Genomic DNA, 23,038 nt, shown 5'->3' on the forward strand with positions numbered 1-23,038 from the left:
GTCACAGACCGCGGGGCTATCGCCCTCACACAAGCATGAGGGGGGCGGGGGGCGCCCCCCCCCCGGCCCCCCCCCCCCCCCCCCCCCCCCCCCCCCCCCCCCCCCCCCCCCCCCCCTCCCACTCCCGTTCTGCGTCGATGGCTCCAGAGCCTTTGTATTCACCTTATTCACTGAGGTCATCATGGCATTTGATTGGGCCTATTTTTTCTCGCTGTTTTCTGTCTCTGCCTTCTGGAAAGCCTGCCTTACTGTGGTTCAGTTGAGCACTCTGTCCTGGTCCATCGGGCTGGTGCTGGGCTTTCTGTTGGCCAGTGCCAAACTGTCCGGCCACGCCTGGTTGCGCATGCCGGCGAGTTTTTATATCTGGCTGTTTCGCAGCATTCCGTTATTAGTGCTGTTGGTGTTCGTCTACAACCTGCCGCAGTTGTTTCCTGTGACTGGCAGCGTGCTTTCGCAGCCGTTCTATTCCGGCCTTATCGCCTTGGTGCTGACCGAAACCGCCTACATGGCCGAGATCCATCGCGGCGGTTTGCTGTCGGTGCTCAAGGGCCAGCGTGAAGCGGCCAAGGCGCTGGGTATTCGCGGGATCGGCGCGCAGCGGCTGGTGATCATTCCCCAGGCTATCCGCATCTCTTTACCGACGCTGACCAACGAGTACGTGACCATCGTCAAGCTCACTTCGCTGGTGTCGGTGATTTCCCTGAATGAGTTGCTGCTGGTCGGCCAGCGCCTGTACGCGCAGAACTTTCTGGTGCTGGAAACCCTGGCGGCCGTGGCCATTTATTACGTGCTGATCGTCACGCTGTTCGGCTGGTTGCTGCAATGGGCCGAGCGTCATCTGGACCTGTCACGCAAGAACGCCCGCACCCTCGATGACACGCAAGCCCAGGCCCTGCGCCAACCGGTGAGTGCCAGCAAAAAACGTTACGAGCCAGCGCCAGGGCAACCCGATGCCTTGTTGCTGCGCGGTATTCACAAGCGCTATGGCAATCACGAAGTCCTCAAGGGCATCGACCTTGTGGTCAAGCCCGGTGAGGTGATTTCCATCATCGGCCCGTCCGGCTCGGGCAAGACGTCGCTGATCCGCACCATCAACAGCCTGGAAAGCATTGATCGTGGCGAGATCGTGCTGTTCGGCAATGACTTCATCAAGGCAGGCAAGCGTGACGATGCACCGGTCATCCGCCAGGGTATTCGGCGCATTGGCATGGTGTTCCAGAACTTCAACCTGTTTCCGCATCGCACCATCCTCGATAACGTCATCCTCGCGCCGCGTTATCACGGCCTGGCCGGTTCCGATGAGCTACGCCGCAAGGGGCATGCGCTGCTGGATCGGGTCGGGCTGCTGGCCCATGCCGACAAATACCCGCATCAGTTGTCTGGTGGTCAGCAACAGCGGGTGGCTATTGCCCGTGCCCTGGCCATGGAGCCAGATATCATGCTGTTCGATGAGCCTACCTCGGCGCTGGACCCGGAACTGGTGGGCGATGTGCTCAAGGTGATCGGTGACCTGGCCCGCGACGGCATGACCATGTTGATCGTGACCCATGAAATGGATTTTGCGCTATCGATTTCCGACCGCATCGTGTTCATGGAAAACGGTCATGTGGTGACCGATGCTTCGCCGACGTCGATCCGCAACGAGGGTGACCCACGGGTGCGCCGCTTTATCGGTCTGGAACAGGAGGCGACAGCATGACCACATGTGGTGAATTTCTTGTCCAGCAACTGCATGCCTGGGGTGTCGATACCGTGTTCGGTATTCCCGGCGTACACACTGTTGAGTTGTATCGCGGGTTGCCGGGCAGCGGCATCCGTCATATCACTCCGCGCCATGAGCAGGGCGCGGGTTTTATGGCCGATGGTTATGCGCGGGTCAGCGGCAAGCCGGGTGTGTGTTTCATCATCACCGGGCCAGGGATGACCAATATCCTCACCGCCATGGGCCAGGCCTATGCCGACTCGATTCCGATGCTGGTGATTTCCAGTGTCAACGAGCGGGCGCGGTTGGGGCTGGGCAACGGGTATCTGCATGAACTGCCGAACCAGCGCGCCATGGTCGCGGGTGTCAGTGCCTTCAGCCATACCCTGATGAGCGTCGAAGAGTTGCCCGCCGTGCTGGCGCGTGCTTTTGCAGTCTTCGACAGCCAGCGCCCGAGGCCGGTACACATCGAGTTGCCGCTGGACATCATCACCGCGCCCGCCGATCACTTGGCCTTGTTGCCACGCCAGATCATCGCCCGACCGGCGCCGGACCTTGCAGCCATTCATGAAGCGGCAGAACGCTTGCGCTCGGCGCGGCGCCCGCTCTTGCTGCTGGGCGGCGGTTGCGTCGCGGCCATGGATGAGGCTCGCGAGCTGGCGGCCCGTCTCGATGCGCCGACCGCCTTGACCATCAACGCCAAAGGCCTGCTGCCAGCGGATCATCCGTTGTTGCTGGGCAGCAATCAGTCACTGGTGCCGGTGCGGCAACTGGCGCTGGAGGCTGATGTGGTATTGGCGATTGGCACTGAACTGGGCGAGACCGATTATGACGTGGTGTTCGACGGTAATTTTCGGATTGGCGGTGAGTTGATCCGTATCGATATCGATGCCGAACAACTGACTCGCAACCATGCGCCGAGCCTGGCCATCCTCAGCGATGCCCGTCAGGCGATGCGTGCCTTGCTGGCCGAGTTGCCGGCCCGTGCTGCAAGCCCCGACAGTCCGGGAGCTCAGCGAGCGGCTGCGGTGCGCAAACAACTGGCTGAGGATTTCAGCGGCTGGGCGCATTACCGGCGGTTATTTGAGTGTGTGCTGGAAGTGTTGCCCGAGGCGCGTTTTGTCGGGGATTCGACACAGACCGTGTACAGCGGCAATCACCTGGTCGAACTGAACGGCCCGCGCCGCTGGTTCAACGCCTCCACCGGCTACGGCACGCTGGGCTACGGCCTGCCCGCCGCACTCGGCGCTAAACTGGCCGAGCCTGAACGAGCGGTAATCAGCCTGATGGGGGATGGCGGCATCCAGTTCACACTGCCAGAACTGGCCAGTGCCGTGGAAGCGCGAATCGCTATCATCGTGCTGTTGTGGAATAACCAGGGCTATGGCGAGATCAAGCGCTACATGGAGCGCCGGGACATCACACCGCTAGGCGTGGACATCTACACCCCGGACTTCCTCGCAATTGCCCGAGGTTTCGGCTGTGCCGCCGAACGTGCCCAGGATCACGCACACTTGCAGACCCTGCTGCGCGAAGCACCTGATGATCGCCCGCTGATCATTGAAATCAACGAAGCACCACCGTTTGCGCCGTGAGTGAAGAAGCCGTCGCCAGCAAGCTGCCTCCCACGCAATTGTGGGAGGCTTTTCGCGAATGAATTCGCTCCTACGGCGGTAGGAGCGAATTTATTCGCGAAGAGAAGAAGAGCCGATCAATCCCAGCTCAACGCACCGCCAGTCTGATACTCGATAACCCGAGTCTCGAAGAAGTTCTTCTCTTTCTTCAAGTCCATGATCTCGCTCATCCATGGGAACGGGTTGTTGGTGCCCGGGTATTCTTCTTTCAGGCCGATCTGCGACAGGCGACGGTTGGCGATGAACTTGAGGTAGTCCTCCATCATCGCTGCGTTCATGCCCAGTACGCCGCGAGGCATGGTGTCGCGGGCGTATTCGATTTCCAGCTGGGTGCCTTGCAGGATCATCTGCGTGGCTTCTTCCTTCATCTCGTTATCCCACAGGTGCGGGTTTTCGATCTTGATCTGGTTGATCACGTCGATGCCGAAGTTCAGGTGCATGGACTCGTCGCGCAGGATGTACTGGAACTGCTCGGCGACGCCGGTCATCTTGTTGCGGCGGCCCATGGAGAGGATCTGGGTGAAGCCGCAATAGAAGAAGATGCCTTCCAGAACGCAGTAGTAGGCGATCAGGTTGCGCAGCAGTTCCTTGTCGGTTTCGACGGTGCCGGTCTCGAACTTCGGATCGGATATCGAGCGGGTGTATTTCAGGCCCCAGGCTGCTTTTTTAGCGACCGATGGAATCTCGTGGTACATGTTGAAGATCTCGCCTTCATCCATGGCCAGCGATTCGATGCAGTACTGGTAAGCGTGGGTGTGGATCGCTTCCTCGAAGGCCTGGCGCAGGATGTACTGGCGGCACTCGGGGTTGGTGATCAGGCGGTACACGGCCAGCACGAGGTTGTTGGCAACCAGGGAGTCGGCGGTGGAGAAGAAGCCCAGGTTGCGCATCACGATGCGGCGCTCGTCGTCGGTCAGGCCTTCCGGGTTTTTCCAGAGGGCGATGTCGGCGGTCATGTTGACTTCTTGCGGCATCCAGTGGTTTGCGCAGCCGTCCAGGTACTTCTGCCATGCCCAGTCATATTTGAAAGGCACGAGCTGGTTGAGGTCGGCGCGGCAGTTGATCATGCGCTTTTCATCGACCGCGACGCGGGCCGAGGCACCTTCGAGTTCAGCAAGACCTTCGGCAACGTCCAGAGCGTCCAGCGCTTTCTTGGCGCGGATCAGGGCGGCGGAGTCGTTGGCGGTAATTGCACGGGCTTCCAGTGCCGCAGCGCCACCGGCGCTGTCCAGGCGGTCCATCGTGGCGTCGTGAGCCTGTGCAGCCTGGTTGGGTTTGGAGGCTACTTCGCCTTCGTCTTTGTCGAATTCGTCCCAGCTCAGCATGGTGGTAAAGCTCCTGTGCGTGAGGGTGCCAGCGGCAACCGCTTGGATTTTCAAGTGTGGATCGCCAGCGTTGCGAACGGTGCACGCTGGCAGTGATTTTTCGAGGTTTACTCGGAGTCTTTTCGTGATCGGCCGATCTATGAAATTGTCGGTCGTTCAATGAGCTTGTGGCGTTGGCTCACAAGCGAGCAATACGGGTCTTTGGGGTTGCTTTCAGGTGAGCCAGCTTTGCATTTGCAAATGGTCATTTGAGTACCCTGGAGCAAGGGGCGGGAGTATACAGATTTTTCCCCGCAGCTTGTTCATCCGTAATGAGTTTGCTGTGTGATTTCGCGCTTTTTTTCAGGTTTGCACGTGCATTTTCACTGCACCGAAAATGGGCGACAAACGAAGCGGAAATCCCTTATGTAGTGTTTTTTACAATTGGAAACGCAGGATATAGTGCCCGGGCTTTTCCGGCAATGGCTCATTGGCCACGTTTTCCGAGCGTTTGTTTAGAGCATGATCTGGGTCAAGAGTTGCACCTGCCCGTAGACAGTGGCTCTCAGAGGAATGCGAAAATTTCATGCGCCTGAATGCTGTCGATTTTCCTGTCGGTAAATCGACGAATGGCCAGCAGAGAGATTATGGAGTGCTATCGGTTCGGCGTGGTCTGGCCGTGCGTAAACTGCTACCGGTCATGGCCGTGTTTGCAACGCCATGACCGGAGTCCTTGCAGGTTACTTTTGCGCCAGTAATGCCTTTCTGGCTGCCTTTTCATCCTTCATGGCGGCGATTTCACGCTCGCAGGCTTCGACATCGAACGAGTTGTCCCATTTGGCAATGGCGAGGGTGCCGATGCCATTGCCGATCAGGTTGGTCACGGCTCGTGCTTCGTTCAGGAACCGATCGATGCCCAGGAGCAAGACTAGGCCTACCAGAGGAATGGAGTGGATGGTTGTGAGCGTTGCTGCGAGGGTTACGAAGCCCGCACCCGCCACGCCGGCCGAGCCTTTTGAGGTCAGCAGGAATACGCCCAGCAGAATCATCTGATCCATGAAGGTCAGGGGCGTGTTGGTCGCCTGGGCGATGAAGATGGCGGCCATGGTGAGATAGATGCAGGTGCCGTCGGCATTGAAGGTGTACCCCGTTGGCAGCACCATGCCCACCACGGATTTCTTGCAGCCGAGCTTTTCAAGTTTCACCATCATTCGCGGCAGTACGGCTTCAGTCGAGCAGGTTCCCAGAGTGATGAGAATTTCATCTTTGAAATAACGAAGAAACTGCATGAGGGGCATGCCCGACCATCTGGCAACCGCACCCAGTATGACTACGATGAAAATCAGGGTCGTGATGTAGAGCGCGACCAGCAACTGGCCGAGTGAAAGCAAGGTACCAATCCCGTACTTGCCAATGGTGAACGCCATGCCGGCACCGGCCCCGAGCGGAGCCAGGCGCATGACCATCGCAACGATCTTGAACAGGCCTTGCAGGAACAGATCAATGGTGTTGATCAGCGGCTTGCTGGTTTCGCCCATTTGAACCAGGGCTACCCCCATCAGGACCGAGAGCAGAATAACCTGAAGCATCACCCCATTGGAGAATGCGCCCAGGAAGGTATGGGGGATGATGTTGAGGAAGAACTCAATGGTGCCGCCTTGCTCGCTTGCCGCCTGGCTGTACTTGCTGATCGCACTTCCATCCAGCGCGCTGGCGTTGATGTTCATCCCTACGCCAGGTTTCACGATGTTGACCACAACAAGGCCGAGAACAAGGGCGATGGTCGAAAGAATCTCGAAGTAGATCAGCGCTTTCACGCCAATCCGCCCGACCTCTTTGATACTGCCCATCTTGGCGATACCCACGACGACTGTACCGAAAATGATGGGTGCCAACAGCATCTTGATCAGTTTGATGAAGCCATCGGCGAAGGGTTGCAGCTTGGCTCCGATATCCGGCACGAAGTAACCGATTGCGGCACCGATCACGATGCCGATAAGCACCTGCACATACAGCTGGCTGTACCAGCGGGACTTGGAAGTTTCCACGGAAGCACCTCATTTTATTGTTGTGATGGGCATGTGGCTTGGCGTTGGGTGATTGATCCGCGGCCTCTTCGACAGGGGCCGCAGATCAAGAGGGATCAGCCTTCGCCCAGCTCGCGCATGACGGCATACAAGGCGGATTTCGCTTCGAAGCCGACACCTGGAATATCCGGCAGGCCTACAAAGCCGTTTTCCACGCGGATTCCGTCAGCGAAGCCGCCGAAAGGCTGGAACACGTCCGGATACGATTCGTTACCGCCCAGGTGCAGGCCCGCTGCGATGTTCAGGGACATCTGGTGACCACCGTGCGGCACCACACGGCGCGAAGACCAACCCATTTCTTCCATCACCTTCAGGGTGCGCATGTATTCCACCAGCCCGTAGGACAGGGCGCAGTCGAACTGGAGGTAATCGCGATCAGGGCGCATGCCGCCGTGGCGCAGAAGGTTGCGGGCATCCTGGTGGGAGAACAGGTTTTCACCCGTCGCCATGGGCAGTTCGTAGTGATTGGCAAGCTCGGCCTGCAGCGCATAGTCCAGCGGGTCACCGATCTCTTCGTACCAGAAGAGGTTGTACTTCTTGATGGCTTCGGCGTACGCAATACCGGTCTGCAGATCGAAACGGCCATTGGCATCCACCGCCAGACGACGACCGTCACCGACCACTTCGAGCACGGCCTCGATGCGGCGGATATCTTCGTCCAGTGGCACTGCACCAATCTTCATCTTGACGACGTCGTAGCCACGATCCAGATAGCTCTGCATTTCTGCCTTGAGCTTGGTCTGGTCTTTGCCGGGGTAGTAGTAACCGCCCGCTGCGTAGACCCAGACCTTGTCATCGGCCACGCCGTTACGGTAGCGGTCGGCCAGGAGTCGATACAGCGGTTTGCCTTCAATCTTGGCGACGGCATCCCATACCGCCATGTCGATGGTGCCGACGGCGACCGAGCGCTCGCCGTGACCGCCTGGCTTTTCGTTGGTCATCAGGGTTTTCCAGATGGCGAACGGGTCCAGGTTGTTGTTTTCATGATCGATGAGGGTGTCTGGGTCAGCTTCCGTGATACGCGCCAGGAACCGGTCGCGCATCAGGGCGCCCTGGCCATAACGGCCATTGGAGTTGAAGCCGTAGCCGATGACAGGCTTGCCATCGCGGATCACATCCGTGACCACGGCGACAACCGAGCAGGTCATCTTCGAGAAATCGATATAGGCGTTGGCAATGGGGGAGGCGATAGAGACAGTTTTTTCACGAATGTCCACGATACGCATGGCGGGTTCCTCTTGTTGTTGATGACCCCACGTTATGCTTTGCGATGACACCCGCCCAATGCTATTAATGCCGCGCCCTATGCACAGGAGGCATTGCCCTTGGAACTCGTCTGGCTCGAAGACTTTTCAGCGCTTGCGGAATACGGCAGCTTTGTCCGTGCCGCTGAAGCACGCCATGTCACTCAGCCGGCCTTCAGCCGCAGAGTGCGTTCATTGGAAAACTGGATGGGAGTTGAGTTGTTTGTGCGTACACCTCAGGGAGCCATCCTGACCGATGCGGGGAGGCAAATCCTGCCCGCTGCTCAGGAGGCTGCCAGACGTTTGTACCGGATACGCAACGAGGCTCAGGAGGTAGCGGGGGTGGCCGCCAGGTCCCTGCAATTCGCGGCCACTCACTCCCTGTCGTTTACATTTTTCCCCAAGTGGCTTCGCAGCTCGGAAAACGGTGCCCCCATCGAGTCGGTGCAACTGCACTCCGACAGCATGGCTGTCTGTGAACAGATGCTGATACATGGGCAGGTTCAGTTTCTGCTCTGCCACCGCCACCCCGATGTACCGCCTTTGCTGGCACCTGATCAGTTCATCGGCAAGAAGGTGGGTGAGGACGTGCTCGTTCCTCTGGCGAGTGCTTCTGCCAACTTCGGTACGTCTCCCGCGGCGTTACCTTACCTCGCTTACACCCATGAGTCTGGCCTGGGGCGCATCGTCGCTCACCGCTTGCGTGGCAAGGAAGACTACCTGCACCTCAAACCGCTTTTCAGTACCCACCTCGCGGCGGTGCTGATGTCCATGGCCCTTGAAAGCAAAGGCGTGGCGTGGTTGCCCAAGAGCCTCACCGAGCAGGAAATACTCGATGGGCGTCTGGTCAGAGCCCTCGACGAAAGCTGGGATATACCTCTGGAAATTCATCTGACTCGCCCGGCAGCGCCACTCAGCCAATCTGCCGAAGAGTTCTGGGCGCGGATCGGCAGCAACTGATTTAACGCCGATCACTTAAGGCCTAAACAAAACTGGTGGGAGACAGCTTGCTGGCGAAAGGGCCTGTGAACCGGCAGAAACTCTGCGTCTGTACACAGAAGCGTCGCCAGCAAGGTGTCTCCTACAAAGTGATTTATGACCCTGAATGATCGCGCTTTTCAGGCTGCCATAAACCAAAAACCCCCTGCATGAGCAGAGGGTTGATGGTGTTTCAGCGCTTTGTTACCTGAGTGTCATTGGCAAGCTTCGCAATCCGGCTCGTCAATGGCGCAGGCCTTTGGCACTGGGGCCGGGCCGGCGGGTGCTGCTTCGGCTGGACGTGGCGCGGTGATCGCGGAGTCGTCCGGGCCGTGGCCGCCGCTCGATACTGCGTTGAGCTTGCCGGTGTTGATGGTCGACTTCTCGGTGCTGGTCGCAGCCAGGGCACGGAGGTAGTAAGTGGTTTTCAGACCACGGTACCAGGCCATGCGGTAGGTCACGTCCAGTTTCTTGCCCGAAGCGCCAGCGATGTAGAGGTTCAGGGACTGAGCCTGATCGATCCACTTCTGACGGCGGCTTGCGGCGTCGACGATCCACTTGGTTTCCACTTCGAACGCGGTGGCGTAAAGCTCTTTGAGCTCCTGCGGAATGCGCTCGATCTGTTGTACGGAACCGTCGTAGTACTTCAGGTCGTTGATCATGACCGAGTCCCACAGATCGCGTGCCTTGAGGTCGCGAACCAGGTACGGGTTGATCACGGTGAATTCGCCCGACAGGTTCGATTTCACGTACAGGTTCTGATAGGTCGGTTCGATCGACTGCGATACGCCGGTGATGTTGGCGATGGTCGCGGTCGGTGCGATGGCCATGATGTTCGAGTTACGGATACCTTTCTGAACGCGGGCACGTACCGGCGCCCAGTCCAGGGTTTCCTTCAGGTCGACATCGATGTACTTCTGGCCACGGGCTTCGATCAGGATCTGTTGCGAATCCAGTGGCAGGATGCCCTTGGACCACAGCGAACCCTGGAACGTCTCGTAGGCGCCGCGCTCGTCCGCCAGGTCACAGGATGCCTGGATGGCGTAGTAGCTGACCGCTTCCATGGAAGTGTCGGCGAACTCGACGGCCGCTTGCGAACCGTACGGGATGTGCTGCAGGTACAGCGCGTCCTGGAAGCCCATGATGCCCAGGCCGACCGGACGGTGGCGGAAGTTGGAGTTCTTCGCCTGCGGTACCGAGTAGTAGTTGATGTCGATCACGTTGTCGAGCATGCGAACCGCTACATCGACAGTACGCTTGAGCTTGTCGGTGTCCAGCTTGCCGTTGACGATGTGGTTCGGCAGGTTGATCGAGCCCAGGTTGCAGACCGCGATCTCGTCCTTGTTGGTGTTCAGGGTGATCTCGGTGCACAGGTTCGAGCTGTGGACCACGCCCACGTGCTGCTGCGGGCTGCGCAGGTTGCACGGGTCCTTGAAGGTCAGCCATGGGTGGCCGGTCTCGAACAGCATCGAGAGCATCTTGCGCCACAGATCCTTGGCCTGGATGGTCTTGAACAGCTTGATCTTGCCTGGGTACTCGGTCAGGGCTTCGTAGTACTCGTAACGCTCTTCGAAGGCCTTGCCGGTCAGGTCGTGCAGGTCCGGTACTTCCGATGGCGAGAACAGGGTCCACTGGCCGTCATCGAAGACGCGCTTCATGAACAGGTCAGGGATCCAGTTGGCGGTGTTCATGTCGTGGGTACGACGACGATCATCACCGGTGTTCTTGCGCAGCTCGATGAACTCTTCAATGTCCATGTGCCAGGTTTCCAGGTAGGCACAGACAGCGCCTTTGCGCTTGCCGCCCTGATTGACCGCAACGGCGGTGTCGTTGACCACTTTCAGGAAAGGTACGACGCCTTGCGACTTGCCGTTGGTGCCCTTGATGTAGGAGCCCAGAGCACGAACCGGAGTCCAGTCGTTGCCCAGGCCGCCTGCGAATTTGGACAGCATGGCGTTGTCGTGGATGGCGTGGTAGATGCCCGACAGGTCATCCGGCACGGTGGTCAGGTAGCAGCTGGACAGCTGTGGACGCAGGGTACCGGCGTTGAACAGTGTCGGGGTCGACGACATGTAGTCGAAGGACGACAACAGGTTGTAGAACTCGATGGCGCGATCTTCCTTGGCTTTCTCTTCGATCGCCAGGCCCATGGCCACACGCATGAAGAAGATCTGCGGCAGTTCGAAACGCACGCCATCCTTGTGGATGAAGTAACGGTCATACAGGGTTTGCAGGCCCAGGTAAGTGAACTGCTGGTCGCGCTCGTGGTTGATTGCCTTGCCCAGCTTGACCAGATCGAAGTCTGCCAGCACAGGGTTGAGTAGTTCGTACTTGATACCGGTGGCGATGTAGGCAGGCAGGGCCTTGGCGTACAGGTCGGCCATTTCGTGGTGCGTGGCGCTGTCGGCGACTTCCAGGAAGCTCAGGCCTTCGGCACGCAGGGTGTCCATCAGCAGGCGGGCGGTGACGAACGAGTAGTTCGGCTCACGCTCGACCAGAGTACGGGCGGTCATGACCAGTGCGGTGTTGACGTCTTTCAGTGCAACGCCGTCGTACAGGTTTTTCAGGGTTTCGGTCTGGATCAGGTTGGCGTCGACTTCAGCCAGGCCTTCGCACGCTTCGGTCACGATGGTGTTCAGACGACCCATGTCCAGCGGCGTCAGGCTGCCGTCGGCACGAGTGATGCGGATCGACGGGTGAGCCTGGACTTCGCTTTCGGTCGCGCGGCCAGCACGCTCCTTGGCACGGGAGTCACGGTAGATGACGTAGTCGCGAGCGACTTTCTGCTCACCGGCACGCATCAGGGCCAGTTCGACCTGATCCTGGATTTCTTCGATGTGGATGGTGCCGCCCGATGGCATGCGACGCTTGAAGGTCGCGGTGACCTGCTCGGTCAGACGTGCAACGGTGTCGTGGATGCGCGACGAGGCGGCAGCATTGCCACCTTCAACTGCAAGAAACGCTTTGGTGATAGCGACGGTGATCTTGTCATCGGTGTACGCAACAACAGTGCCGTTACGCTTGATCACGCGCAGTTGACCAGGTGCGGTCGCGGTCAGGTCCTGTTGGCCCTGGCTCGATTGCGGCGCATTGGTCGGCGAGTTCTCGCGAGTTGTGTCTGTTTGCATGGGTGTCTCCACGTTCTTTAAGTTTGTTTGGGCAGCCAGGCCACCCACCGATCCGTCTTGAGGCATTCAGCCGCCAAAAGGGGCGACTGCAAAGGACTTCAAAACGGAGAAAGGAGCGCTTGATCATCGCTCCCGGGCTTTGAAGTCAAAAGGGGAATGGTTCGATGGCCATTCCCTTGAAAATCTGATGAATATTGCTCATTTGATGTTGCAAAACGTGTACCGGCTTGCCAAAGGCTGGCGCGGTCGATTGGGCTATTGAACACGTCTTAAAGTTCAACCGTGCAGGCACAAGAAAAATGCTTGAATTTCTCGATTGAGTTGTGTTGGCGTTTCTCCACAAAACCCTACATGTAGGGTGTCGCTTCGGATCGGGCTACAAGATAATGCGTTTGGGACATCAATTGCAACGCACAGCCTGTGGATAAGCTTGTGCGTAGTTTGTGTATGAATCGCCCATATCGCGTGTAGGCCGCATAACTACTGAGCTGGACCGTTTGTCATTGTTTTTTACATCTGTTGGCGGCTCTGAGCGGATTTTTGCGGGCGCGAACCCTATCACAAAAAACGCATCGTGCAAGGCCGCTCTGGCATGTCGTGTGCTTGTCCCAGCGCTTGCTACAATCGCCTCCACCGATGCGATAGAAAACGCCTTGCATAACAACAATCAGGAGGCAGCTTGTGGAGCAAGAAAACTGGCAGGTGCTGATCGTCGAAGATGATCAGCGATTGGCCGAGTTGACCTGTGATTATCTGCAGAGCAACGGCCTGAGCGTGGCCATCGAGGGCAATGGCGCTCTGGCGGCGGCGCGCATCATTGATGAGCAGCCGGATCTGGTGATCCTCGACCTGATGCTTCCCGGCGAAGACGGTCTGAGCATCTGCCGCAAGGTGCGCGGCCGTTATGACGGGCCGATCCTGATGCTCACCGCACGCACCGACGATTCCGATCAGATCCAGGGGCTGGACACAGGTGCTGACGATTTTGTCTGCAAACCTGTTCACCCGCGCGTGTTGCTGGCGCGCATCCACGCCTTGCTGCGGCGCAGTGAAGCACCGCAAGTGCCTGCCGCCGAGTTGCGCCGTCTGGTGTTCGGCCCGCTGGTGGTGGATAACGCCTTGCGCGAGGCCTGGCTGCGGGATCAAAGCATCGAGCTGACTGGTGCCGAGTTCGATCTGTTGTGGCTGCTGGTCGCCAATGCCGGGCGCATCCTGTCGCGGGAAGAAATCTTCACGGCCTTGCGTGGTGTGGGCTATGACGGCCAGGACCGCTCCATCGACGTGCGTATTTCGCGCATTCGCCCGCGTATCGGCGACGATCCGATTCACCCGCGTCTGATCAAAACGGTGCGCAGCAAGGGCTATCTGTTTGTGCCTGAAGCCGCGCAGGACATGAACAGCTTTGTCCTGAACGGCTGACCCCCATGAACTCCATTTTTCTGCGCATCTATGGCGGCATGCTGGGCGTACTGGTGTTGGTGGCCTTGCTCGGGGTGCTGGCGCTGCATCTGCTCAATCAGGAGCGAAGCGGGCAATACCGCGAGCGGCTGGCCCACGGCACCTTTACGGTAATGGCCGATAACCTGATCCCCTTGAATGACATCGAGCGTCGTCGTGCGCTGGCGGTATGGGAACGCTTGTTGGGGATTCCACTGAGCCTGCAAAGTGTCGAACAGGCAAACCTGGACAGCAGTGCCCGCAGCCGCTTGCAGCGCGGGCAGGTGGTGGTCGAGCAGATCGGCCCGCATGCGGCCAGGGTCTATCGTCAGCTCAGTGATAATGAGCACTTGTTGCTGACCGGCGAGGTGCAGCAAATCACTGAGCAGTTGGCGCGGGCCACCATCTATTTATTGATCGACGAACTGGTGCGCCTGCCGGTCGATGAACAACCGGCCCGGCTGCAAGCCTTGCGGGTGAGCAAGGGCTTTGGCTTTGATCTGAACCTCATTGCACTGGATCAGGCCGATCTGGATGACGATCAGCGCCGGCGTGTCTATGAGGGCGATACGGTCATGGCGCTGGGCAAGGGCGGTGATTCCATCCGCGTGCTGTCCGGGATCGTCGATACCAACTGGGTGCTGGAAATCGGCCCGCTGTACCAGATGAATCCTTATCCGCCGCAACTGCTGGTGCTGATTGCCCTGTTGGGGCTGTGTTTTATCGGCGTGGTGGTTTACCTGTTGGTGCGGCCTCTTGAACGACGGGTACAGGCGCTGGAAGCGGCTGCCACTTTGATCGCCAAAGGCAGCCTGCAAACGCGGGTCCCCACCGAAGGCTCCGACTCCATCGGGCGTCTGGCAGCCGCGTTCAACAGCATGGCCGAGCACTTGCAGCGCTCGCTGATGATCCAGCGCGAACTGGTGCGTGCGGTGTCCCATGAACTGCGCACGCCAGTGTCGCGTTTGCGCTTTGGTCTGGAGATGATTCAGGACGCAGCCACGCCTGAGGCCCGCCAGAAATACATGACCGGCATGGACCACGACATTCAGGACCTCGACAAGCTCGTGGACGAGATGTTGACCTATGCGCGACTGGAGCAGGGCGCGCCGACCCTGAATTTCCAGCGTATCGATCTGGACCTGTTGATCAATCGGGTGATCGCGGAACTGGCGCCCTTGCGCGCCAATGTCCGGGTCGCGCGTGGCGAATGTGTGATAACCACCGTGGGCGAGTCAGCCTGGGTGGATGCCGAACCTCGTTACATGCATCGGGCGGTGCAGAATCTGGTGAGCAACGCCATGCGCCATGCCGAGTCGCAAGTCAGCATCAGCTATCGACTGGAGCCGGGATGCTGTCGCCTCGATGTCGAAGACGACGGCCCCGGCGTGCCGGAAAGTGCCTGGGAGCAAATCTTCACGCCTTTCATGCGTCTGGATGACAGCCGCACCCGAGCGTCCGGCGGGCACGGGCTGGGGTTGTCCATCGTGCGGCGAATCATCAACTGGCACGAAGGCCGCGCATCCATCGACCGCAGCGGCAGCCTGGGCGGCGCCTGTTTCACGCTGGTCTGGCCGCGCATTCAGGAATCGCGATGAACACATTGTTCGCTGGGCCGCTGGCGCGATTCGGGCAGACGCTGCTGGCGGCTGATGATCCGCGACGGGTAATGGCGTTGCCCGATTTGCTTCGCAAGGACTCGCTGGATGCGTTACTGACCGGGCTTTACGGGCCGGATTTGATGGCCGCTCATTTGCCGGTGCTGGTGTCGCAATGGGCCAAGTATTACTTCATGCAGGCCATTCCGCCGCTGGTGGTTGCCAGCCTTGTTCACGGCTGGCACTGGCCGTTGCATCCGGATCAGGTGGCGGTGGCGCTGGATGAGCGGGGTGTGCCGACGGGAGTGAAGCTGCTGGGCGAGGGGGCGGCATGGGGTGAGTTACCGGTCGATCCCTTTCAGCGTTTCGCCAGCCTGCTGGACGATAACCTGCAACCGTTCATTGAGGCATTGAGTGCTTATGGTGATTTGGCCGGGGGAGTGCTTTGGTGCAGCGTCGGGGATTATCTGGAAGGTTGTCTGGTGCAACTGGGCCAGTGCAGCGAGGTATCGCTGGAGGCAGGGCAGGCGTTGCTGGCTGCGCGAGTGCGCCCGGACGGCAGGCGCAACCCGTTGTTCAGGGCGGTGAGTTATAGCGGGCAGCGTCGTCAGCGCCGCACGTGCTGCCTGAGTTATCAGGTCGAGTGGGTCGGGCGCTGCGAGCATTGCCCGTTGCCGGCCTGATTCAGGCTGCGATGCTGACCAGGCTCAACAAGTGCTGATCCTGCACGCTGAACTGGCCTTCCAGTTCCTTGCCGCTGTGCCATTCACTGGACAGGTCCATCAATAGACGCAGGCGTACGCTGCCATCGGCTGACCATTCCAGCAGTTGCGCGTCTTCAAAGTAGAAGCGTTTCTGCACGATGGGGTAGAGCGCCTTGAACAGCGCTTCCTTGATCGAGAAGGTCAGGGTGACCCGTAGCGCTATTTCTTCTTGCGGGCCTGCGGCCATGGCGGCCAGTTCATCGGCGGTGAGGATTTCCCCGGCCAGCCGTGTGGCTCGGTCGGTGCTCAACAGGTTTTCGGTATCCAGCCCCAGCCCGCGCCATTGTTGTCTGGGCGCAACGATGGCGGCTGCCCAGCCGGTGCTGTGGGTAATCGAGCCGCAGATATCGGTCGGCCAGATCGGCGCTCGATCTTCGCCAATAGTGGGGACGTACAGGCGCTCATCGAGTTGTCGCAAGGCTTCACGGGCACAGAGCCGACCGGCGAGGAATTCCGCCTGACGCTTGGCGACCGAGCGCTGAATGCTGGCGGGCGGCGCGATGGCGCAACGCTGGAAATCGCCTTCGACCAGTTTTTGCGGGTCGAAATGACTGCTGACCAATATTGCACCCGGCACGGCGTGTGGCAGAGGCCAGTGTCGCGTGGGTTCGGAGCAGCAGGTGGGGAATGTCGGGATTTGAGTCATGGGATGCATTGTATTTGCTTCGCGAATGAATTCGCTCCTACACAGTTCTGTAGGAGCGAATTCATTCGCGAAAGGTTGATCAACCAAATATCTTCTTGAAGAACGCTTGCATGTCCGCCCACGAGCTCTGGTCGGCGGCCTTGTCGTAGCCGATGTCCGGGCCGCCATGGTCGCCGTGGCTCAAGCGGTCGGCGTCGGGGTTGGTGAAGCCGTGTTTCGCGCCTTCGATGCTGACGAACTTGTAGTCAGCCTTGGCGTCGTCCATTTCCTTCTTGAAGGCAAGGACGTGTTCAGGCGTGACCATGCTGTCCTTGGCGCCATGCTCTACCAGCATTGGAACCTTGATGCCCGGTTTGGCAGGCGTATTGGTTACCAGCGCGCCATGGAAACTCACTACGCCCGCCAGTGGTTCGCCGCGACGTGCCGCATCAAGCACGATCTTGCCGCCGAAGCAGTAGCCGATGGCAGCGATCTTTGCCGGGTTGGTCTGTGGCTGTTTCTTCAGTTGCTCAAGACCTGCGTCGAAGCGCTTGTCTGCTGCATCGCTGTCCTTGAGAGCTGCCTGCATGAAGGCCAGAGCGTCCTTGGGGTGTTCGGTGTTCTTGCCGTCGCCGTACATGTCGATGGCCAGAGCGCTGTAACCCAGTGCGGCGAGATCGCGTGCGCGACGTTTGGCGTAATCGTTCAGCCCCCACCATTCGTGAACCACCAGCACGCCGGGGCGCTGGCCCTTGATGGCGTCGTCGTAGGCGTAGTAACCCACCAGTTTTGTACCGTCGGCACTTTTGTAATCGATCTGTTCGGTCTTGATCGCTGCCTGGGCCAGGCCGGTGAGGCTCATCATGATCAACGCAATCCACACACGCATGTTCAGTTCCTTCTAGCAGGAGGGAATAAAGGGCACAGCTTAGACGATTCCGCTTTTTTATCCTGTACTTGTGTTCAGCGCAGGTTCAGAGCGCGTTCAGTAACAGTTCAGGCCATGGGGGCTACTGTGAAATCGTACTTTGACAGTGTCCCCGATCGCAAAAGGAGTCCTTATGTTGAACATCAACAAGTTTTTCCTGGCGTTGGCTTTTCTGGGTGGCAGTGCTGCGGCGCAGGCCAGTGATGGGCGGTTGGAGCCGGCACGTATCGAGTTCGGTAAAACCAGCGAGAGGCTTGACGATGCCAATGGCTGGAGCCATGGTCTGGGTCAGCATGAGCCGTTGGTTTCTTCAACAGGGGCGCTCTATTCGCCGGCTATTTATGGCAGTCTTTCAGGCACCTACAATGGCGTGTCTGTCAGCCGCGAGGCCCTGCTGGGCGGATATGATGTAAAACAGCGTTTGCCCTTGAGCACGATGCTGTCGAGTACCGATTCGGCAATGTCGTTTCATTATTTGTCTTAGGGGAGAGCTGCATGAAGTTGTTGGTGGTCGAGGATGAGGCGCTGCTACGTCATCATTTGTGGACTCGCTTGACCGAAGCGGGCCATGTGGTGGAGGCGGTGGCCAATGCCGAGGAGGCGCTGTATCAGGTCGGGCAGTTCAATCATGATCTGGCTGTGATCGATCTTGGATTGCCGGGTATTGGCGGGCTGGATCTCATCCGCCAGTTGCGTGCTCAAGGCAAGGCGTTTCCGATCCTGATTCTCACCGCCCGCGGCAACTGGCAGGACAAGGTCGAAGGGCTGGCTGCCGGTGCGGATGATTACGTGGTCAAGCCGTTCCAGTTCGAGGAGCTGGAAGCGCGACTCAATGCCTTGTTGCGTCGTTCCAGTGGCTTCATCCAGTCGACCATCACGGCGGGGCCTTTGTTGCTTGACCTCAATCGCAAACAGGCCGCACTGGACGAACAGCCATTGGCGCTGACGGCCTATGAATACCGGATTCTCGAATACCTGATGCTTCATCACCAGCAAGTGGTGCCCAAGGAGCGCCTGATGGAGCAGTTGTACCCTGACGACGATGAGCGTGATCCGAATGTGATCGAGGTGCTGGTCGGGCGCCTGCGCCGCAAGCTGGAAGGTAGCGTGGCATTCAAACCTATCGATACGGTGCGTGGCATGGGGTATCTGTTCACTGAGCGCTGTATATGATTCGTTCACTGCGCCTGCGTTTGATGCTGGCCGCTGCAACTCTGGCGGTGATTTTCATGTTGCTGATGCTGCCTGCCTTGCAGGGCGCGTTCAGCCTTGCATTGCGTGGCGCAATCGAGCAGCGTCTGGCGTCGGATGTGACGACCATGATTTCAGCCGCGCGTGTCGAAGACGGACGCCTGCTGATGCCATCGCTGTTGCCCAGCGAACAGTTCAACCTGCCGGGCAGCCGTTTGCTTGGCTATATCTATAACCTTCAGGGCCAACTGGTCTGGCGCTCGCTGGGCACTGAAGGTGAAAACATCAAATACCACCCGCACTATGACGGCCAGGGCAGTCAGTTTTCCAAGATAAAGGAAGCCAACGGCGACGAGTATTTCGTCTATGACGCCGAGATTCGCCTGCTGGGCGGGCGCAATGCGGCGTTCAGTATCGTGGCCCTGCAACCCTTGCGCGACTATCAGGAAACCATCGCTGGCCTGCGACAGAAACTGTACCTGGGGTTTGGCGGGGCCTTGCTGGTGCTGCTGGGGTTGCTGTGGCTTGGGCTGACCTGGGGGCTGCGAGCGCTCAAGGGCTTGAGTCAGGAGCTGGATCAGGTTGAGGCGGGCGCCCGCGATAGCTTGAGTGAAGAGCATCCCAGCGAATTGCTACGCCTGACCGACTCCCTGAACCGCCTGTTACGTAGCGAGCGCGAGCAGCGCACCCGGTATCGTGATTCTCTTGGGGACCTGGCCCATAGCCTGAAAACACCGCTGGCGGTGTTGCAGGGTGTCAGTGAGAACATCGCCAAACGCCCGGAAGATGTGGAGCAGGCCAGGGTTCTGCAGTCGCAGATCGAGCGTATGAGCCAGCAGATCGGTTACCAATTGCAACGCGCCAGCCTGCGCAAGAGCGGTCTGGTGCGGCATCACGTCATGCTGCGGCCGGTGGTCGAAAGCTTGTGCAACACTCTGGAGAAGGTTTACCGCGACAAGCAGGTCAAGGTCACGCTGGACCTGCCCGAGCAATGCCAGGTGCCGATGGAAGAGGGCGCATTGCTGGAAATGCTCGGCAACCTGCTGGAAAACGCTTACCGGCTCTGCCTTGGCGAAGTCAGGGTCAGTTTTCAGTCATCTGCAACGGGTGACGAATTGTGCGTCGAGGACGATGGTCCCGGCATCCCGCTGCGCCAGCGAGCGCGCATTCTTGAGCGCGGCGAGCGGCTTGACCGCCAGAATCCGGGGCAGGGCATCGGGCTGGCGGTGGTCAAGGACATCATCGAAAGCTACAGCGCCCGCCTGACCCTGGGCGATTCTCCGCTGGGCGGGGCGGTGTTCAGGATTCATTTTCTGGCGTGATCATCGTTTTGTGTGAGGGGCCTTGGCCGCGACGGGGGATGCTCTGGTCGACAATCACAACCTCCATTAGGCGGATACCCGCCACCCTTTCGGTTTTTTTATTCGCTATCGGCGGAAAACCGCCACTGTCATGGCCTTTTCATACTAGTGTTTATACAGCGACGCCTTGTGATCCGGGCTCTGGATGATTTTTTCCAGGAGTGGCACGCCGCTTGCTACTTGTCGTCGTAGAGAACTGCCCTGTGCAAACTCGACACAACAAATCCCTCCAGTGCAGGAGGGTTAGTGCTTTATAGGCTCGCGTGCATCAGGTGAGATGCCGACGACGCCCTTGAGGATAACAACAATGACGACTCGTCAGCCCTTCTACAAAACACTGTACTTTCAGGTAATCGTAGCGATTGTCATCGGTATCCTGATCGGCCACTTCTATCCAGATACCGGCAAGGCCTTGAAGCCGCTGGGTGACGGGTTCATCAAACTGATCAAGATGGTCATCGCCCCCATCATCTTCTGTACGGTCGTCAGCGGTATCGCCGGCATGCAGAACATGAAATCGGTCGGCAAGACCGGTGGCTATGCACTGCTGTACTTCGAGATCGTTTCGACTCTGGCCCTGATCATCGGTCTGGTAGTAGTCAACGTCGTCAAGCCGGGTGTCGGCATGAACATCGACGTCAGCACTCTGGATGCCTCCAAGATTGCTGCCTATGTCACCGCCGGTAAAGACCAGAGCATCGTCGGCTTTATCCTCAACGTGATTCCGAACACCATCGTCGGCGCGTTTGCCAACGGCGATATCCTGCAAGTCCTGATGTTCTCGGTGATCTTCGGCTTCGCCCTGCATCGCCTGGGTGCCTATGGCCGTCCGGTCCTGGACTTCATCGATCGCTTCGCTCACGTGATGTTCAACATCATCAACATGATCATGAAGCTGGCGCCTGTCGGTGCGTTCGGTGCCATGGCCTTCACCATCGGCGCCTACGGTGTGGGTACCCTGGTGCAGCTCGGTCAGTTGATGATCTGCTTCTACATCACCTGCTTCCTGTTCGTGATGCTGGTTCTGGGCGCCATCTGCCGTGCTCACGGTTTCACCATCTCCAAGGTGATCCGCTACATCCGTGAAGAGCTGCTGATCGTACTGGGTACTTCCTCTTCGGAATCCGCCCTGCCACGCATGCTGATCAAGATGGAGCGCCTGGGTGCTCAGAAGTCGGTGGTTGGTCTGGTTATCCCGACCGGTTACTCCTTCAACCTGGACGGCACCTCGATCTACCTGACCATGGCTGCCGTGTTCATCGCTCAGGCGACCAACACCGAGATGGACATCTCTCACCAGATCACCCTGTTGCTGGTGCTGCTGCTGTCCTCCAAAGGTGCTGCTGGCGTGACCGGTAGCGGCTTCATCGTTCTGGCTGCAACCCTGTCGGCCGTAGGCCACCTGCCGGTTGCCGGTCTGGCGCTGATCCTGGGTATCGACCGCTTCATGTCCGAAGCCCGCGCCCTGACCAACCTGGTAGGTAACGCTGTTGCAACTCTGGTTGTTGCCAAGTGGGTTGGCGAGCTGGACAACGACAAGCTGCAGGCCGAACTGGCTTCCGGTGGTACTTCCATCGTCGAAACCCGTCATGAAGATGACCTGGGTGTCGCTGAAGGCCCGGCTCCTGTCGACACTGGCAAGACCGTCTGACACGCGCTGAATGATAAAAAACCCATCTTCGGATGGGTTTTTTTATACCTGCGATTCCTGCGGGGCGGGATTACTCCACGCGGGTCTCACCGCTGAAAACCAGTGTCTGGCGGCAGCGTCGGCACAGGTAGCGCCGGCCTTTGGAAACCATGTTGTGGCGTTGCGCCGAGAAGGGGAAGTCGCTCCCGGCGCAGGGGCAGCGATAGATGTAACGGGTCACGCTGCGCCGTTCGATGGCGTAGGTGTGGCAGCGGTTGGGCGGCAGCTCGTACACGCCGCGCATGATCAGTTGCCACTCTTCGCCATGGGGCTGGATACGGTCCCCGAAAAGCTGATGGGCAATCATGTGGGCGACTTCATGCGGCACGGTCTGGCGCAGGAAGTCTTCGGTGTTTTCCCGATACAGCTGCGGGTTGAAGCGCAGCATATTCTCGTGCAGGTGCGCGACGCCGGCTTTCTGGCCGCGCAGCTTGAGGCTGACGACAGGGCGTTTGAAAGTGCGTTTGAAAAAGGCTTCGGCTTGTTGGTAACAGGTTTCGACGCGGGAGTTGATTTGCTCAGGCATGCTGTGTGGCTCTCCAGATGCCTCAAGTATGCCGTAAAGCAGTGTGGGGCTGAAAACCCCAACCGCCAGATGGTTGGGCGCTGCGGCGGGCCGCATGGGTGCGCTGCCCGCCTGACGATGGTTCAACTGGTATATTCCGGGCCGACCCCGACTCCCCACAGCACGACGGTAAATGCCATGATCGCGACCAGCACCACCAGGCCCACGGCGAGGATGGAGCTGGAAAACATGAAGCCTTCCTCGGAGGGAATATTCATGAAGGTCGGCAGGCCGACATAGAGCAGATAGACCGTGTAGCAAATGGCTGCTGTCCCCACCAGCATGCCTAGCCACATATGCGGATAGAGCGCCGCCAGCCCGCCGATGAACAGCGGCGTGGCCGTATAGGTGGCGAAAGCGATGCACCTTGCCAGAGTGGGCGTGGCGTCGTAGGTGCGTGCCATCCAGTGAATGAAGCCGCCCATCACCGCAACGCCCAGCAACATGGAGATATATGACATGAGCGTCATCCATATCGCGCTGCCATGGGTGAGCATGACTGGCGGTCGATCTCCGATCACCCAGCCGATCTGTGTCGTGCCTATATAGGCGGAAACCGCCGGGATCGCAGCCAGGATCAGGGTGTGAGTGAGGTACATGTGGCCAATGCTTTCTTCTTCGCCACGTATCTGTCTCCATTCCCGATCGGGATGCGTGAACAATCCCCATACGTGATGGATCATAGGGTTACTCCTTCATCTCGTGGATTGAAGGCCACAAGCCTGAAATGCGACCTCACCACGGAGTATAGAAAGCATGGCAAGGGGAAGAGCGGCGGGCTTAGAGTGTTTGGCCATTTGCA

Annotated in this window: 18 protein-coding genes; 10 read left to right on the forward strand and 8 right to left on the reverse strand. The window is 58.9% G+C overall.

Annotation, left to right across the window (positions count from 1 at the left end; all coding sequences use genetic code 11):
* Positions 1 to 181 precede the first annotated feature (181 nt).
* Both Q6A51_RS06600 and Q6A51_RS06605 read left to right on the forward strand, forming a co-directional pair.
* Complete coding sequence (locus Q6A51_RS06600) at positions 182 to 1,699, forward strand: amino acid ABC transporter permease/ATP-binding protein (protein WP_201000007.1); 1,518 nt, start codon at positions 182 to 184, stop codon at positions 1,697 to 1,699.
* Complete coding sequence (locus Q6A51_RS06605; RefSeq protein ID WP_304574394.1) at positions 1,696 to 3,297, forward strand: 5-guanidino-2-oxopentanoate decarboxylase; 1,602 nt, start codon at positions 1,696 to 1,698, stop codon at positions 3,295 to 3,297. Before Q6A51_RS06600 ends, Q6A51_RS06605 begins: the two co-directional genes overlap by 4 nt.
* A gap of 116 nt (positions 3,298 to 3,413) precedes the next feature.
* On the opposite strand, the gene Q6A51_RS06610 is transcribed toward Q6A51_RS06605, so the two are convergent.
* The 3 genes from Q6A51_RS06610 to Q6A51_RS06620 all read right to left on the reverse strand — a co-directional run bounded on the left by Q6A51_RS06610 (position 3,414) and on the right by Q6A51_RS06620 (position 7,953).
* Positions 3,414 to 4,661, reverse strand: a complete 1,248-nt coding sequence (locus tag Q6A51_RS06610) for a ribonucleotide-diphosphate reductase subunit beta (protein WP_201017272.1) — start codon at positions 4,659 to 4,661, stop codon at positions 3,414 to 3,416.
* Between the two features lie 719 nt (positions 4,662 to 5,380).
* On the reverse strand, positions 5,381 to 6,688 hold the full coding sequence (dctA, locus tag Q6A51_RS06615; protein WP_304574395.1) for a C4-dicarboxylate transporter DctA: 1,308 nt from the start codon (positions 6,686 to 6,688) through the stop codon (positions 5,381 to 5,383).
* Positions 6,689 to 6,783: 95 nt separating this feature from the next.
* Positions 6,784 to 7,953 (reverse strand): mandelate racemase/muconate lactonizing enzyme family protein, encoded by a 1,170-nt coding sequence (locus Q6A51_RS06620; protein WP_201017269.1) that lies wholly within the window; start codon positions 7,951 to 7,953, stop codon positions 6,784 to 6,786.
* A gap of 99 nt (positions 7,954 to 8,052) precedes the next feature.
* On the opposite strand from Q6A51_RS06620, the gene Q6A51_RS06625 reads away from it, so the two are divergent.
* On the forward strand, positions 8,053 to 8,931 hold the full coding sequence (locus Q6A51_RS06625; RefSeq protein ID WP_221577444.1) for a LysR family transcriptional regulator: 879 nt from the start codon (positions 8,053 to 8,055) through the stop codon (positions 8,929 to 8,931).
* 233 nt (positions 8,932 to 9,164) lie between these two features.
* Here the strand turns inward: Q6A51_RS06625 and Q6A51_RS06630 are convergent, their stop codons facing one another.
* Positions 9,165 to 12,077 carry a ribonucleoside-diphosphate reductase subunit alpha gene (locus tag Q6A51_RS06630; protein WP_201017267.1) on the reverse strand — a complete coding sequence of 971 codons (2,913 nt, stop codon included), beginning with the start codon at positions 12,075 to 12,077 and terminating at the stop codon, positions 9,165 to 9,167.
* 681 nt (positions 12,078 to 12,758) lie between these two features.
* On the opposite strand from Q6A51_RS06630, the gene Q6A51_RS06635 reads away from it, so the two are divergent.
* Genes Q6A51_RS06635 through fhuF form a run of 3 tightly spaced genes read left to right on the forward strand, consistent with a single transcriptional unit; the run spans position 12,759 to position 15,795 of the window.
* Positions 12,759 to 13,496 (forward strand): response regulator, encoded by a 738-nt coding sequence (locus Q6A51_RS06635; RefSeq protein WP_304574396.1) that lies wholly within the window; start codon positions 12,759 to 12,761, stop codon positions 13,494 to 13,496.
* Positions 13,497 to 13,501: 5 nt separating this feature from the next.
* A complete protein-coding gene (locus Q6A51_RS06640; RefSeq protein ID WP_201017265.1) occupies positions 13,502 to 15,112 on the forward strand; it encodes an ATP-binding protein in 1,611 nt (536 codons plus the stop codon).
* The gene (gene fhuF / locus Q6A51_RS06645; protein ID WP_304574521.1) at positions 15,070 to 15,795 is read left to right on the forward strand and encodes a siderophore-iron reductase FhuF; all 726 of its coding nucleotides are present in this window, start codon (positions 15,070 to 15,072) and stop codon (positions 15,793 to 15,795) included. Before Q6A51_RS06640 ends, fhuF begins: the two co-directional genes overlap by 43 nt.
* A 1-nt stretch (position 15,796) precedes the next feature.
* Here fhuF and Q6A51_RS06650 read toward each other — a convergent pair whose 3' ends face one another.
* The gene (locus Q6A51_RS06650; protein WP_201017518.1) at positions 15,797 to 16,522 is read right to left on the reverse strand and encodes a 4'-phosphopantetheinyl transferase family protein; all 726 of its coding nucleotides are present in this window, start codon (positions 16,520 to 16,522) and stop codon (positions 15,797 to 15,799) included.
* Positions 16,523 to 16,601: 79 nt separating this feature from the next.
* Entirely contained in the window at positions 16,602 to 17,390 is a 789-nt protein-coding gene (locus Q6A51_RS06655; protein WP_201017264.1) for a dienelactone hydrolase family protein, read from the reverse strand.
* 172 nt (positions 17,391 to 17,562) lie between these two features.
* Here Q6A51_RS06655 and Q6A51_RS06660 point away from each other — a divergent pair, with 172 nt between their 5' ends.
* The 4 genes from Q6A51_RS06660 to Q6A51_RS06675 all read left to right on the forward strand — a co-directional run bounded on the left by Q6A51_RS06660 (position 17,563) and on the right by Q6A51_RS06675 (position 21,632).
* Positions 17,563 to 17,913 carry a hypothetical protein gene (locus tag Q6A51_RS06660; protein WP_304574397.1) on the forward strand — a complete coding sequence of 117 codons (351 nt, stop codon included), beginning with the start codon at positions 17,563 to 17,565 and terminating at the stop codon, positions 17,911 to 17,913.
* Between the two features lie 11 nt (positions 17,914 to 17,924).
* On the forward strand, positions 17,925 to 18,602 hold the full coding sequence (locus tag Q6A51_RS06665) for a response regulator (RefSeq protein WP_304574398.1): 678 nt from the start codon (positions 17,925 to 17,927) through the stop codon (positions 18,600 to 18,602).
* A complete protein-coding gene (locus Q6A51_RS06670) occupies positions 18,599 to 19,942 on the forward strand; it encodes an ATP-binding protein (protein ID WP_200999990.1) in 1,344 nt (447 codons plus the stop codon). Before Q6A51_RS06665 ends, Q6A51_RS06670 begins: the two co-directional genes overlap by 4 nt.
* A gap of 346 nt (positions 19,943 to 20,288) precedes the next feature.
* On the forward strand, positions 20,289 to 21,632 hold the full coding sequence (locus Q6A51_RS06675; RefSeq protein WP_200999989.1) for a dicarboxylate/amino acid:cation symporter: 1,344 nt from the start codon (positions 20,289 to 20,291) through the stop codon (positions 21,630 to 21,632).
* Between the two features lie 70 nt (positions 21,633 to 21,702).
* On the opposite strand, the gene Q6A51_RS06680 is transcribed toward Q6A51_RS06675, so the two are convergent.
* Together Q6A51_RS06680 and Q6A51_RS06685 are read right to left on the reverse strand one after the other, a co-directional pair.
* On the reverse strand, positions 21,703 to 22,197 hold the full coding sequence (locus Q6A51_RS06680) for a SprT family zinc-dependent metalloprotease (RefSeq protein ID WP_200999988.1): 495 nt from the start codon (positions 22,195 to 22,197) through the stop codon (positions 21,703 to 21,705).
* A 122-nt stretch (positions 22,198 to 22,319) separates the two neighbouring features.
* On the reverse strand, positions 22,320 to 22,919 hold the full coding sequence (locus Q6A51_RS06685; RefSeq protein ID WP_200999987.1) for a Yip1 family protein: 600 nt from the start codon (positions 22,917 to 22,919) through the stop codon (positions 22,320 to 22,322).
* Positions 22,920 to 23,038: the final 119 nt, after the last annotated feature.

Origin of the sequence: Pseudomonas serbiensis, from assembly GCF_030580745.1 — a bacterium.
Taxonomy (GTDB): domain Bacteria; phylum Pseudomonadota; class Gammaproteobacteria; order Pseudomonadales; family Pseudomonadaceae; genus Aquipseudomonas; species Aquipseudomonas serbiensis.

Bases quoted from the DNA above. Each gene is read 5' to 3' on its own strand.
- Q6A51_RS06600 (WP_201000007.1), top strand. From the start codon at position 182: ATGGCATTTGATTGGGCCTATTTTTTCTCGCTGTTTTCTGTCTCTGCC.
- Q6A51_RS06605 (WP_304574394.1), top strand. From the start codon at position 1,696: ATGACCACATGTGGTGAATTTCTTGTCCAGCAACTGCATGCCTGGGGT.
- Q6A51_RS06610 (WP_201017272.1), bottom strand. From the start codon at position 4,661: ATGCTGAGCTGGGACGAATTCGACAAAGACGAAGGCGAAGTAGCCTCC.
- Q6A51_RS06620 (WP_201017269.1), bottom strand. From the start codon at position 7,953: ATGCGTATCGTGGACATTCGTGAAAAAACTGTCTCTATCGCCTCCCCC.
- Q6A51_RS06630 (WP_201017267.1), bottom strand. From the start codon at position 12,077: ATGCAAACAGACACAACTCGCGAGAACTCGCCGACCAATGCGCCGCAA.
- Q6A51_RS06640 (WP_201017265.1), top strand. From the start codon at position 13,502: ATGAACTCCATTTTTCTGCGCATCTATGGCGGCATGCTGGGCGTACTG.
- Q6A51_RS06650 (WP_201017518.1), bottom strand. From the start codon at position 16,522: ATGACTCAAATCCCGACATTCCCCACCTGCTGCTCCGAACCCACGCGA.
- Q6A51_RS06655 (WP_201017264.1), bottom strand. From the start codon at position 17,390: ATGCGTGTGTGGATTGCGTTGATCATGATGAGCCTCACCGGCCTGGCC.
- Q6A51_RS06660 (WP_304574397.1), top strand. From the start codon at position 17,563: ATGTTGAACATCAACAAGTTTTTCCTGGCGTTGGCTTTTCTGGGTGGC.
- Q6A51_RS06665 (WP_304574398.1), top strand. From the start codon at position 17,925: ATGAAGTTGTTGGTGGTCGAGGATGAGGCGCTGCTACGTCATCATTTG.
- Q6A51_RS06670 (WP_200999990.1), top strand. From the start codon at position 18,599: ATGATTCGTTCACTGCGCCTGCGTTTGATGCTGGCCGCTGCAACTCTG.
- Q6A51_RS06675 (WP_200999989.1), top strand. From the start codon at position 20,289: ATGACGACTCGTCAGCCCTTCTACAAAACACTGTACTTTCAGGTAATC.
- Q6A51_RS06680 (WP_200999988.1), bottom strand. From the start codon at position 22,197: ATGCCTGAGCAAATCAACTCCCGCGTCGAAACCTGTTACCAACAAGCC.
- Q6A51_RS06685 (WP_200999987.1), bottom strand. From the start codon at position 22,919: ATGATCCATCACGTATGGGGATTGTTCACGCATCCCGATCGGGAATGG.